The 12,963-nt window shown below is 30.9% G+C and carries 14 protein-coding genes; 5 read left to right on the forward strand and 9 right to left on the reverse strand.

From position 1 onward, the window contains the following. Window positions 1-346 precede the first annotated feature (346 nt). Window positions 347-1,270: an arginase gene (rocF, locus tag A3M9_RS13675; RefSeq protein ID WP_051350692.1), complete on the forward strand. Its 924-nt coding sequence runs from the start codon at window positions 347-349 to the stop codon at window positions 1,268-1,270. Between the two features lie 51 nt (window positions 1,271-1,321). Here rocF and A3M9_RS0109820 read toward each other — a convergent pair whose 3' ends face one another. Further along, on the reverse strand, window positions 1,322-1,723 hold the full coding sequence (locus A3M9_RS0109820; protein ID WP_027309072.1) for a hypothetical protein: 402 nt from the start codon (window positions 1,721-1,723) through the stop codon (window positions 1,322-1,324). Between the two features lie 184 nt (window positions 1,724-1,907). Between A3M9_RS0109820 and A3M9_RS0109825 the strand changes: the two genes are divergently transcribed. Next, complete coding sequence (locus A3M9_RS0109825) at window positions 1,908-2,213, forward strand: phasin family protein (protein WP_027309073.1); 306 nt, start codon at window positions 1,908-1,910, stop codon at window positions 2,211-2,213. Window positions 2,214-2,257: 44 nt separating this feature from the next. Further along, window positions 2,258-3,856, forward strand: a complete 1,599-nt coding sequence (locus tag A3M9_RS0109830) for an AarF/ABC1/UbiB kinase family protein (RefSeq protein WP_027309074.1) — start codon at window positions 2,258-2,260, stop codon at window positions 3,854-3,856. A 17-nt stretch (window positions 3,857-3,873) separates the two neighbouring features. Here A3M9_RS0109830 and A3M9_RS13680 read toward each other — a convergent pair whose 3' ends face one another. Further along, window positions 3,874-4,803 (reverse strand): carbohydrate kinase family protein, encoded by a 930-nt coding sequence (locus A3M9_RS13680; RefSeq protein WP_051350693.1) that lies wholly within the window; start codon window positions 4,801-4,803, stop codon window positions 3,874-3,876. Between the two features lie 121 nt (window positions 4,804-4,924). Here A3M9_RS13680 and A3M9_RS0109840 point away from each other — a divergent pair, with 121 nt between their 5' ends. Further along, the gene (locus tag A3M9_RS0109840) at window positions 4,925-5,785 is read left to right on the forward strand and encodes an AraC family transcriptional regulator (protein WP_027309075.1); all 861 of its coding nucleotides are present in this window, start codon (window positions 4,925-4,927) and stop codon (window positions 5,783-5,785) included. 77 nt (window positions 5,786-5,862) lie between these two features. Continuing rightward, window positions 5,863-7,044 carry an MFS transporter gene (locus A3M9_RS0109845; RefSeq protein WP_027309076.1) on the forward strand — a complete coding sequence of 394 codons (1,182 nt, stop codon included), beginning with the start codon at window positions 5,863-5,865 and terminating at the stop codon, window positions 7,042-7,044. 13 nt (window positions 7,045-7,057) lie between these two features. Here the strand turns inward: A3M9_RS0109845 and A3M9_RS0109850 are convergent, their stop codons facing one another. The 7 genes from A3M9_RS0109850 to A3M9_RS0109885 all read right to left on the reverse strand — a co-directional run bounded on the left by A3M9_RS0109850 (window position 7,058) and on the right by A3M9_RS0109885 (window position 12,933). Further along, the gene (locus tag A3M9_RS0109850; RefSeq protein ID WP_027309077.1) at window positions 7,058-7,270 is read right to left on the reverse strand and encodes a heavy-metal-associated domain-containing protein; all 213 of its coding nucleotides are present in this window, start codon (window positions 7,268-7,270) and stop codon (window positions 7,058-7,060) included. 13 nt (window positions 7,271-7,283) lie between these two features. Then, a complete protein-coding gene (locus A3M9_RS0109855; protein WP_027309078.1) occupies window positions 7,284-9,713 on the reverse strand; it encodes a heavy metal translocating P-type ATPase in 2,430 nt (809 codons plus the stop codon). An 8-nt stretch (window positions 9,714-9,721) separates the two neighbouring features. Next, window positions 9,722-9,985 carry a metal-sensing transcriptional repressor gene (locus A3M9_RS0109860; RefSeq protein WP_027309079.1) on the reverse strand — a complete coding sequence of 88 codons (264 nt, stop codon included), beginning with the start codon at window positions 9,983-9,985 and terminating at the stop codon, window positions 9,722-9,724. A 392-nt stretch (window positions 9,986-10,377) separates the two neighbouring features. Further along, entirely contained in the window at window positions 10,378-10,815 is a 438-nt protein-coding gene (locus tag A3M9_RS0109865) for a DUF86 domain-containing protein (RefSeq protein ID WP_027309080.1), read from the reverse strand. 1 nt (window position 10,816) lies between these two features. Continuing rightward, the gene (locus A3M9_RS0109870; protein WP_027309081.1) at window positions 10,817-11,257 is read right to left on the reverse strand and encodes a nucleotidyltransferase domain-containing protein; all 441 of its coding nucleotides are present in this window, start codon (window positions 11,255-11,257) and stop codon (window positions 10,817-10,819) included. Between the two features lie 85 nt (window positions 11,258-11,342). Further along, window positions 11,343-11,750: a hypothetical protein gene (locus A3M9_RS0109880; RefSeq protein ID WP_051350694.1), complete on the reverse strand. Its 408-nt coding sequence runs from the start codon at window positions 11,748-11,750 to the stop codon at window positions 11,343-11,345. 70 nt (window positions 11,751-11,820) lie between these two features. Next, window positions 11,821-12,933 (reverse strand): clostripain-related cysteine peptidase, encoded by a 1,113-nt coding sequence (locus tag A3M9_RS0109885; RefSeq protein WP_027309083.1) that lies wholly within the window; start codon window positions 12,931-12,933, stop codon window positions 11,821-11,823. Window positions 12,934-12,963: the final 30 nt, after the last annotated feature.

The following is a 12,963-nucleotide window of genomic DNA, read 5'->3' on the forward strand; positions in this document are numbered from 1 at the left end:
TTCAAATAATTGCTTATTAGAAAAAATCATTACTCATATTCAAAAACAAATACATGTATTTAGTAGAAAAATGATAGCAGTATACACATAATAGTAAAATAAAAAAATAAATTACCTTAAAAATCCAAATAATATTTGGGTTTATTAAGTATACTCAAAAAAAGACCTAACGGTCTAAAATGCTATAATAAATGTAAATTTATTCATAAATAAAACAAAAATGGCAAGTAGAAACTTTTTTAAAGTTCACTTGCCGAATTTAAGTTTAATTTATTATAGACATATAACTAATATTTTTATAAAATAAATAATGTTTTTTAAAATAAAAATAAAGGAGGACGGATAGATGAAGATAAACTTAATTGGTGTACCTTTAAATTTAGGTGCAGACAAGCTTGGTTCAAATTTAGCTCCAAAAACATATAGAGAGGCAAATATAATAAAAATTATTAAATCTATTGGTTTTGAAGTAAAGGATTGTGGTGATGTAGAAGTGCTTAAAGCTAATGAAGAAGATAAATATAAGCATCATCCAAATTTAAAGTACTTAAATGAAGTAATTGATGCAAATACAAAGCTTGCAGAAAAAATATATCAATCTCTATCTAATGGAGACTTTGCTCTTGTTTTAGGAGGAGATCATTCATTAGGCCTTGGTAGTATTGCAGGGGCAAGTAAAGCAATTAAAAATATAGGCGTTGTTTGGATTGATGCCCACGGAGATATAAACACGCATCTTACATCACCAACAGGAAATATCCACGGTATGCCACTTGCAGCATCCTTTGGAGTAGGTCACGAAGCATTAGTTAACCTATATGAAGCGAGAATTAAAGTAAAGGAAGAAAATGTATTTCATATAGCTGGTAGAGATCTTGATAAAGGTGAAATAGAGCTTATAAATAGAAGTAAAGGTCAGTTCTACACAATGGACAAGGTTAAAGAACTTGGAATAGAGAAAGTTGTAGAAGATATGTTAAACTACTTTAAAGATAGAGTGGATGCTATACACGTTAGTTTTGATTTAGACTCAATAGATTCATTGTTTGCACCAGGAACCGGTACACCAGTTGAGGACGGTCTATCTGTTGATGATGCAAAATTTATTCTTGAGAGTCTTGCCTCATCAGGTATGATGTGTTCTTTAGATATAGTTGAACTAAATCCTCTTTTAGATAAAGATAACAAAACACTAAATATAGCCATTGATATAATTAAAAATACTTTAAACAAATTAAAATTGAGCCTATCAAACGAACTTTCAGCATAAAAAGTGTCGTGAAGTTTAGTACAACTTCACGACACTTTATTTGTTTTGCAATTATTCATATATTGCCTCAACCTTCATTCTTCCATCCCTACAACTATTACAAGGTACCTTTTTATCCTCACCTATTATTATTTCGTATAGTGTCATAATATCCCTGCTTCCACACTTTGTGCATTTTTCCACAATGTCAACCTTCGGAAAATTCATCCAAGCAACCTCGTGTTCATCTGCAATATCCTCTAAATACCTACTTTCCCTAATAACTTCCCCGCAGTTCTTACACACCTTATCTACCCAAAAACCTGATATACCTCTCTTTTTTGCCTCCTCTGACACATCCCCAAGCTGATAATAGTGCTCCCTTCCTAAACTATCTACATAGAACTCCCTTCCCCATTCAACCTTGCTTTCTCTTCCGCAACAGCTGCATTTTAATAATACTGTTTTTCCCATGATATCACCCCAAAGATAAACAAAATTTCTACTAATGTTTTTATATCATAAATATTTTGAAAATTCAATATCTTTTCTAAATATTCTAAAAAATACTATACTTATTTTTTATCCAAAATTAACTAATTATTAATGAATATTTTTATACTAAGTAGTATAATATTTTGAAAGGGAGGGGTTTGCTATGAAGGAAGAATTAAAAAATATTTTCCTTGCTGGAGTAGGTTCTGCAGCCTACACATATGAAAAGGCTACTGAACTTATAGAAAACCTTATCAAAAAAGGTCAATTGACTGTTGAAGAAGGAAAAGAATTAACCGAAGAATTAAAGAGAACCGTAAAGGAAAAAACCGAGAAGGTTTCTGCAGAGTTTAAGCCATTAACCAAGGAAGATATGTCCGAACTTTTAAGAGAAATGAATTTTGCAACTAAGTCTGAACTGGATGAATTAAAAAGAAAAATTGAAGAATTAGAATCTAAACTAAAATAAGCAAAAGGTTATAAACCTTTTGCTTATTTAAAAGGAATGATTATATGGTAAAAAAAAATACATTGCATAGATTTAGAGAAATAGTAAAAATACTTGCCAAATATGGATTTGGATATATAGTTGATAGTAAAATAAAAAATCAAACACCTTCACCCGAAAATTTAAGAAGAGCCTTTGAGGAACTTGGCCCAACTTTTATAAAAATAGGACAGATTTTAAGTACCCGTCCTGATATTCTTCCCTATGAATACATAAAGGAATTGGAAAGACTCCAGGATAATGTAATGCAAATTCCCTTCGAAGAAATTAATGACATATTTACACAAGAATTTGGTGTTCCTCTTAATAGGCACTTTTCATATTTTGAAAAAAAACCTCTTGCTTCAGCCTCAATAGCTCAAGTTCATCGTGCAAAACTTTTAGATGGAAAAGAAGTTATAGTCAAGTTCCAAAGACCTAATATAGAAGAAAATATGAAGCTTGATATAGAAATACTCAAAAGAATACTAAGGTTTACTAATGCTAAATTTAATGATGCCCTTATAAATCCTAAGGAGGCATTGTCTGAAATTGAAGAAGCCACAAAAAAGGAACTAAACTTTATAAATGAAGCTAAAGCTTTAGATAAATTTTATAACAACAATATAAATGTTAAATTTGTCTCTTGCCCATATGTTTATTGGGATTTAACAACCAAAAGAATTCTTACTATGGAATATATAGATGGAATCAAAATAGATAATATAGAAAATCTAATGGACGAAGGATATGATTTAGAGGACTTAGGTAAAAAGCTTGCTCTATCCTATTTTAAACAGATTTTTGCCGATGGTTTTTTCCACGGCGACCCCCATCCAGGCAATCTAATTGTTAAGGATAATAAAATATACTACATTGATTTTGGGATTGTCGGATGTTTTTCAAAGTCTATGAAGGAATCGCTGAATGAAGTAATTCTTTCAATCGCCTTTAGAGACATAGATAAAATGATTTCTGCCCTTTTAAATATTGGAATTAAAAAGGGATATATAAATAGGAGTAAACTATATGAAGATATTGATTATCTTTTTGTTAGCTACTTAACAACATCCCTTGAAAATCTTAAAATATCTCAAATGCTTGAGGAAATATTTGAAGTTGCCAAGAGAAATAATATTAGACTTCCAAAGGATTTAACCCTTTTAATCAGAGGACTTGTAATTTTAGAGGGTGTTGTTGCAAAAATATCTCCTAATATAAAAATATTGGATATTGCAATTCCATTTGTCAAAGAGCAGTATCCATCAAAAATATTCCCCAACTTTAATGATTTGATATTTGAAATTATTAATTTAAACTCACAATTAAAGTCCTTACCACATAACATAAATAAGCTGCTAAACAATGTCAATGCAGGCAGAACCAAAGTACAGCTTGAACACAAAAATTTATCTAAACCTATACACGAACTTAATAAAATGGTAAATAGATTAGTTTTTGCAATAATAACCTCATCTTTAATCATAGGTTCATCTTTAATATTAAACACAAATATTGGGCCAAAAATTTATGGCATATCAATACTTGGAGTTACTGGTTATATTGTAGCAGGTATCTTAGGTCTTTGGATTCTTATATCCATTTTAAGGTCAGGTAAAATCTGAGGGCTTAAGTTTAGCCCTCAGACAACTATAATATGCATTTTCTGCTTTATTTCTGGATTTGTACTATCCTTACAGCTTATAGTCAAACTTGCAATACGCGTTCCAATACAAACAGATTTCTCTAAACTATATCCACTAATTAGTCCGTAAACTGTTCCTGCAAAAAAGGAGTCTCCCGCACCTGTTGTATCAATAACATTAACTGGTACAATATCAACAAATCCCTCTTCATTAGTTTCAGCATCATAAAAAACAGAACCCTTTTTCCCCATTGTAACAACTATCTTTTTAAGTCCATTCTTTGTAAGTTCCTTACAAGCATCTAATACCTGTTCCTTTGTATCAAATGTCTTTTCTGCTATAAGTTCAAATTCAATGTTATTACATATTAAACAATCAAGCTTATTAAATAGATGCTTATTTCTCTTTACTACATCAAGATGTCCTATAACTGCATAAACCCTCTTATTATATCTTTTTGCTAAATTTATTATCTTTTCAATGTAACTTGCTTCAAAATCAAGGTCTAATACAACACTATTACAACCCCTTATAATATCCTCAGCGTGATTATCAATTATGTTATAAAGATACTTTAAATTTGGTTGATGCGATACTGAGGCTGCTATATCTCCCTTTTCATTTAATACAACAAGCCACATACCCATACCGTCTTTATCCACAATATCAACATATTCTGTGTCGATTTTCTCGTTTTTAAGTCTTGCTAAAACCTCCATACCAAGTGCACTATTATCTACAATTGATACAAATCTTGTCTTAAGTCCCATATAACTAAAATTTTCAACTACATTTCTTGCTACTCCACCGTGTTTAAACTTTACACTTCCTATATTAGTTCCCTTTGGATTTAACACATCTCTTGGGAAACCCTTTATATCTACAAAGACCGCACCAAATACTGCAACATCAAATGTTTTCTCCACAATATTCGCCCCTTCTTTTAAACTTCACAAAAATAAATTATATCAATTATAAAGGAATATTGCAATTATTGTCGAATTTTTTCATATGATTATTATAACACTATTTATGGAGATGATTAATATGGAACCATTTAAAGAAATAGCACAGCTTGGAAATAAAATTCTGCCTATAAAGATATTTATAACAGAACTTAATCAAACGTGTACATATGTTCCACCCCACTGGCACGATTTTATAGAAATACTATATCTTTTAGAGGGAGAGGCAAAAATACAAATAAATAATTCCTATTACGATATAAAAGATGGTGAAATAGTACTCCTAAACAGTTTAGATGTCCACGCCATATATGGTTTCTCTAAGTACCTTGTACTTCAATTTGATACAAACATAGCAACAGACCTTCCTATTGAATTTAATAAACTATTTCCCTTTAACGATGATGATAAAATAATAAAACAGGATAAAAACTACATAGATTATATAGAAACAATACGACATTATATGGAGGATATAATAAATAAATATAATAAAAAACCCCTTGGTTATGAAATTGATATTAGAGGAAGTATCTATAAAATTTTAGCCTCAATTATTGCCTACTCCCAAACAACATCTAAAAATGAAATCTCATATAAAAAGCATAAAGAAAACCTTCAAAGATTAGAAAAACTTTTAAGATATATAGATGAACACTACAACGAAAATATTACTATAAACGAAGCTGCATCAATGCTTAACTTTGCTCCTAATTATTTTTGTAGATTTTTTAAAAACACGATGGGTAAAACCTTCCTTGAATATCTTAATTTTTATAGATGCTCTAAGGCTGAAATTTTAATAAATACCACCAATAAACCCATTACAGAAATCGCGTTAATGGTAGGTTTTTCAAGTACAGCATACTTTAATAGAGTATACAAAAAATATAAGGGGCATAGCCCCTCCTGTGAACGCAAAAAGATAATATTGTACAAGTAGAAGATAATATATAAATAGTTCTTTCTATTTAATTTGGCTAAAATAAAGCTGTAATTAAATGAGAAAGGATTTTGGATATGATTAAAAAAGTAAAAAATATAAACAAAAATATATTGCTATACCTATTAATCGAATTATTTATCGGAATATATTTTGGTTTCTATTCATTTTTTATAGGTCCCTTTATTTTATCTAAAGGATTTAATGAAAGCTTTTTAGGTATTGTAACTGTTACACAAACAATAAGTTTTGCTCTATTTGCATATATAGTGGGTATATTGTCAAAACACATTAAGGATAAGTACATATTTGCTTCAACAGGAGTTCTATGTTTTGTATCAAGTATACTCTATATGTTTTCTATTGGAAAACTTTCAATACTAATTGCTGCATCGATATATGCAATGGGTATATCTGCAATAGTTGTAATAAAACCGCCCTTTTTAATTAAAAACAGCAATGGCTTTGATACAATTAAATTATTTAGCTTTATATTCACATACGCTACCTTTATGAATTTATTAGGTAACTACTTCTCTGGGAAAATAATAAAATTATATAGTTTCAACACCACATTAATTATAATGGCTTTTTTGAGTTTATTTGCCTCCATACCTGCTCTATTTATAACTTCAATTAAAAAATCTGAAGATAGGATCAGGAAAAACAACAAACTTAAAATAAATAAAAAAATGAAATTTATTTTACTATACACATTTTGTGGTGCCTTTGCAGTGGGAATGATAATACCCTACTATACAACCTACTTAATAAATAAAATGAATTATTCAACTGACACTGCAGCTTTTATAAATAACTTTAATATGCTTGGAAACCTTTTAGCTATGATTATTTCCCCTATAATAGCTAAAAAAATTGGTCAGCTTAAGACCATAACCTTTGCCAAGTTATTATCATTCCCCTTTGTTTTATTGTTTGTTCTTTTAAATCCAGGCCTAAATTTTATAACCTTTTTATTATGTCTATTCTTCCTTATAAGGTCTGTGCTGATAAATATAACTGTACCTATTGAAAACATTATTTTTATGAATGCGGTAAATGAGGAACATCAGGCTAAATTCAACAGCATAGTTGTTCTTATAGGTAACATAACAGTTTCTATATCCTCATATTTAGCAGGAAATATAATTTCATATACAAAATTAGGATATTCACTAACCTTCATAATTTCTGCAACAGTATTTGTTATGCAGGCATTAGTTTTTATAGTTTTTGATAAAGTAAAGGAAAGCACCTAATATTAGGTGCTTTTTACATCTTATCTATTGAAACCACACTATATCCAAATTCCTCTACCTTTTGGATTATCTCTTTATCATCCACATTATCCACATCACAAACTGCATATTTGCCCTGCAAGTTAACCTCTATATTTGATATCCCCTTTATTTCTGATAATGCCTCCTCAACGTGTCTTACACAATGCATACAGCTCATTCCCTGAATATTAATCTTCTTTTTCATTTTTACTCCTCCTTTATCTTTTAGGCCTAAAGCCCTTTAATCTTAAAGCATTTAAAACAACAGAAACAGAACTAAAACTCATTGCAAGTGCTGCAATCATAGGATTTAGTCTTGGGCCACCAAATAGTACAAGCACTCCTGCTGCAACAGGTATACCTATGACATTATAGAAGAAGGCCCAGAATAAATTTTCCTTAATGTTCTTTATGGTTTTTCTGCTTAACTCTATTGCATAGGCTGCATCTAAAAGATCGCTCTTCATCAAAACAACATCTGCTGACTCTATTGCTATATCTGTACCTGAACCTATTGCCATTCCTACATCCGCCTGAACAAGGGCTGGTGCATCGTTTATTCCATCTCCAATCATTAAAACCCTTTTATTTTTGCTTTGGTATTCCTTCACTACATCTGCTTTATTTTGAGGAAGAACCTCCGCAATAAATTCGTGCACCTTAACTTCGCCTGCAATTGCCTTTGCTGTAAGGTAATTATCCCCTGTTAGCATAACAACCTTCTTTTTCATATTTTTTATTAATTCTATTGCCCTTTTGCTGTTTTCCTTTACCCTATCTGCAATTCCAATTACACCCTTAACCTCATTATCTATTGCAACTATAATTGCCGTTCTTCCGTGCTTTGATATATCTTCTATATATTCCTCTACATTTGATATATCTATACCATATTCCTTCATAAGTTTAGTATTACCTACTAAAATTTCCCTCTCCCGAATTCTTCCATATACTCCGTGACCTGTAATACTTTTAAAATCCTCAACATCATATATTTTTATTCCCTTATCCTTTGCATATTCATATACTGCTTCAGCAAGAGGATGTTCCGAAAGTCTCTCTATTGAGGCAGCATAGGAAATAAGCTCTTCTTCATCTATAAAAATAGGCTTTAAATCTATAACTGAAGGCCTTCCCTCAGTTATAGTACCCGTCTTATCAAGTATAACTACATCTACCCTATGAAGCATCTCAAGTGCCTCACCTGATTTTATAAGCACCCCAAGTTCTGCCCCTTTGCCAGAGCCAACCATTATTGCTGTCGGTGTTGCAAGGCCTAAAGCACAAGGACAGGCAATTACAAGTACAGAAATAAATATAGTTAAAGAAAATACTGTATCCTTTGTCCCAATGTACCAAGCAACCGAAGATACTATTGCAATTAAAATAACTACAGGCACAAAATATCCAGACACTATGTCAGCAAGCCTTGCAATAGGTGCCTTTTTAGACTGTGCCTCCTCAACAAGTCTAATTATTTGGCTTAAAACTGTATCCTCCTTTGCCTTTGTTACCCTAAATTTTATTGAACCATTTTTATTTATACTACCTGCAAAAACATTAGAGCCCTCTTCCTTAAGCTGCGGTATGCTCTCACCGGTGAGCATTGATTCATCTACTGTCGTTTTTCCTTCAATTACAACTCCATCAACAGGTATCCTCTCACCAGGACGAACTAAAACCATATCATCAACTTCTACCTCATCTGTTGGTATCTCAATTTCCCTATTATCCTTTATTATCGTAGCCATCTTTGGTGATAGATTTATAAGCTTTTCTATTGCTTCTGAGGTTCTATTTTTTGCCCTTGCCTCTAAATATTTACCAAGGAGTATTAAAGTAATTATTGTTGCTGCCGACTCAAAATATAACTCCATTGCATAATTGGTATTTCCAATTGCTATTTGATATATAGCAAACAATCCATATATTATAGCAGCCGAAGTCCCTATTGCAATTAAGCTATCCATATTAGGCGATAGCTTAATTAAATTTCTAAATCCTACAGTATAAAACCTTCTTCCTGCATAAATTGTAGGTAAGGTAAGAATTAGTTGAACAAGTGCAAAATTTAATGGATGTTTATGATGGTGTATTATATCTGGTATTGGGAAATTAAGCATATGCCCCATTGCTATATACAAAAGAGGAATAGTAAAAGTTGCTGCAATCTTTAAATTTATTAAGGATTTATCCTCTTTTTTATCCCCTTGACTTTCTTCTTTAACATCTTCTACTACATCATATCCAGCCCCTTTAACAATTGACTTTATCATAGATAGTCTTACCTTTGATGTGTCATACTTTACATACAGCTTCTCTAATGCAAAATTAACCTCTGCACTTAAAATACCATCTGCCTTCCCTAACACCCTCTCTATTGTCTTTGCACAGGAGGCACAGGTCATACCACTTATTTTTAAAGTAACCTGCTTTATATTCTTTAAGGAGGCTCCATAACCTGCCCTTTCTACAGCCCTAATAATATCCTCTTCATTTATCTTTGTCTTATCATACTCCACATAAAGCTCCTCTATTGCCAAGTTAACCTCTGCCTTATCAATTCCATCTAACTTTTTTACAGCTCTTTCAACAGCCCTTGAGCAGGCTGCACAGGTCATACCCGTTATTTTAAATTTATTGTTCATAAATCCACCTACCTTGTTAATTTATCAAAAACATCTATTATTTCATCTACCTTCTGTTCTCCATTATTATTTAAAAAGGCCTCCTTAACACAGCTATTTAAATGGCCCTTCAAAATTAACATATTTGCCTTTTTTATCTGCTTTTCCGCTGCAATTATTTGATTTGAGATATCTATACAGTATCTTCCCTCATCTATCATTTTGAGTATTCCCTCTATTTGTCCTTTGGCGGTTTTTAAATATTTTTTTGCTTCTTCTCTTTCTTTATTCATATTATCCTCCTCCCTCCCCCACCCTGTGGGGGTATATTTATAATAGCATATATATTTAATTTTTTCAATATAATAAAAAATAACCCATATTTATATATGTGACAGATTGTTGACAAACCTAATTGTTAGCTAAAGTATGAAAAAGCCCCATGAAAGGATTTCAAAATGGCATATTTCATAAGCTTTAGCAATTCTTAGATTTTCGACTTTGAAAAAGTCCGTAATTCGGCACAGGACATGCCGAGCCGAGCGGCCATCAGGACGATGGCATCGCGAGGGTAGGACTTTTTCAAACAAAGAAAAGCTTAGAATTTATTAGCGAAATGAACGAATGCCTAAGAAATCCTTCATGGGGCTAATCAGTATGTAACTTTTTCAACAACCTGCCACATTTATATATGTGAGTTATTCTTTATGTACTCTGCAGAAACTTTCATAAATTCTTCTATATCACTCAAATTATTTTTTATTATGTTAAATACAAACTCATCATCTAATTCCCAATACATATGAACTAATTTATTTCTAAACTTAGCCATATTTTTTAAGTTTTTAGCAAATTCCTCATCCAATAAACCTATATTCTTTAATATTTCAAAAACATCCGCATAGGTTTCTGGTGCAGATATATTTTTATTGAATTGTTCTAAGGATATTATTCTACTTCCTATGTTTATACAAGTTTCTATAGAAAGCTGAAGATATCTTTCCGCAGCTCCCTTTAATATTTCATCAGATAAATACTCTTCCTTATTACGGGATGCAATTTTTTTTAGCATATCCATATACTTTTTTAATAACCTTAATTGGGTAATTAATTTTTCATCCATACTAAATTCCCACCTTTTTTAAAAACTCCAAATTTAAAAAATCTCGTATAGGTTTTATATCTAAATAATTTGTTATAACACTTGTTTCATAATCAACAACCTTCTGCTTATCTGAAAAATATAATATTTCTTTATCCTTAATTACTCCATATTGAACGCTTAGAGGAGCTCTATTTAAACAAACTAAATCAATTTCGTCAGTCTTTAAGCATCTTACTAAATCCTCATACAGTTTTTCTTCTATTTCATTAATTATATCCTCATAGTCCTTATTTATAAGAATTGCTATATCAACATCGCTTAAAGGCGTAACTTGTCTTCTATGAGCTGATCCAAATAAATATGCAACAACTATTTTATCTTTACACTGACTAAATACATTTTTTAGTTCATCTAAATTAGAATACACCTTTGAAAAATCAACCTTTTTACTTCTTATCATAAAAATCACCTACTGTATTATTTACCTTTAATATTAGCATTATAACCAATTTATGTCTATATGATAAATAGGTGGCATAGGCCACCTATTGCAGATGCTTTAGGTTTTCAAGCTGCTCCCTTCTGTGCTCCTGTTTTTCCATTGTCTTTTGTAGCGTAAATTCGTCCATATTATGCTTGTTATGGTCAAGGTAATGTTCTGTATAGATTAAATTCTTTTCAATATTTTCTACTTCCCTCTTGTAAAAATCATCATCTTTTCCATATGCAATTAAATTTCTTAAGTGCTTAATTTGTTCCTCTCTGTGTCTTTGAAGTTCAAGGACATACTTAATCTCATCCAAATCGGTAATATTTGAGTGTTCCTCAAGGTGTCTCTCTGTCCTTGTATGCTTTTCAACTAAATCTATCAGCTGGTCAACTCTTCTTGCGTTGACTTCCTTTAGACTGTCCTGTCCTTCACACTCATTGTGATTATCCTTTATATGAGGCATATAAACACCTCCCTTTGTTTCTTAATATTAGTTTGCTTCAAGTAAAGCTAAATATGTCTTTAAATTTAAATCAAATATTCCAACCTTTAACCTTAACAACATTATTTAAAATATTTGTAGCTTCTTTTATATCAATACCTCCATTTAATGATAATATAAGACCAAGGATTGCGGATTTCGTGAGCCTCTTTGGTAAAAAATTTATATTATGAACACTACATTCCTTAAAATCCTTTGATATTAAATTTATCCACTTATTGTTAATTGAGAAGGCTAAATTTCTATATATTCTATACAATTCATCTATATAAAAGTCTATTATCTGTACTCCTCTGGAATTTTCTGATTTAAAGCAAACTATATTATTTATTTTTTTATATATCTCTAAAAGACCTATATCCCTTTTTACAGCTTCTATATCCTTATAGCCCTTTAAAATACATTCCTCTGCAAAGGCATTGCAAAAATACTTAATATCCTTTACCTTTGATTTTGTTGGCCTACTTAATATTAAATTATCCCTCTCCATAAAATATAAAAAATCCTTATTCCTTTCAATAAGACTATAAAAATTTTCAATAAAACTTATATAATCAATTCCACCAAAATCCCCTTCACCATAATAGGTTAAAATATAATTTATATTGTCATATCTTTTTTTGATTTCATAAAGTATCTCTATATAGTTCATATAACACATATCCAAAAAAAGCAGATCTAAACCTTTTCTGCAATCTAAAAGAGCTTTATTTATACTATAGCTCATATCCTCTACCGGCATAACATAGGGAACATCAAAGGTCAAATCTGTAATTCCTCCTACAAAGGAAAAACCGTGGGAGGCAATAACAAGTGCATTGTATTTTGCCCTACATACCTTTAATCCCCAACATATAAAATCATATAATTCCTTAGGGTGTGCCATATTCCTTTTTCCTAAATCAAAGTATTCTACATATCCATCCCTTATATGGTACCTTCTTACACCAGTCCATAAATTTTTATCATAATGTATATTTTCAAAGGGCCTTATTACCTTAACAAATTCCCTATTCTCCCTTCCAACTTCAATAAAAAGCTCAACTTCCTTTGATTTAAACCTAAGAAGGTTCTCAAAGGCATTATATATTTCAGGTTCAATTTCGTTATTTCCATCTAAATAAAAAAGAAAACATATACTCATAATACAAATTCCTTAAGCTTGCTTTATTTT

Origin of the sequence: Caloramator sp. ALD01, assembly GCF_000472625.1 — a bacterium.
Taxonomy (GTDB): Bacteria; Bacillota; Clostridia; order Clostridiales; family Caloramatoraceae; genus Thermobrachium; species Thermobrachium proteoclasticum.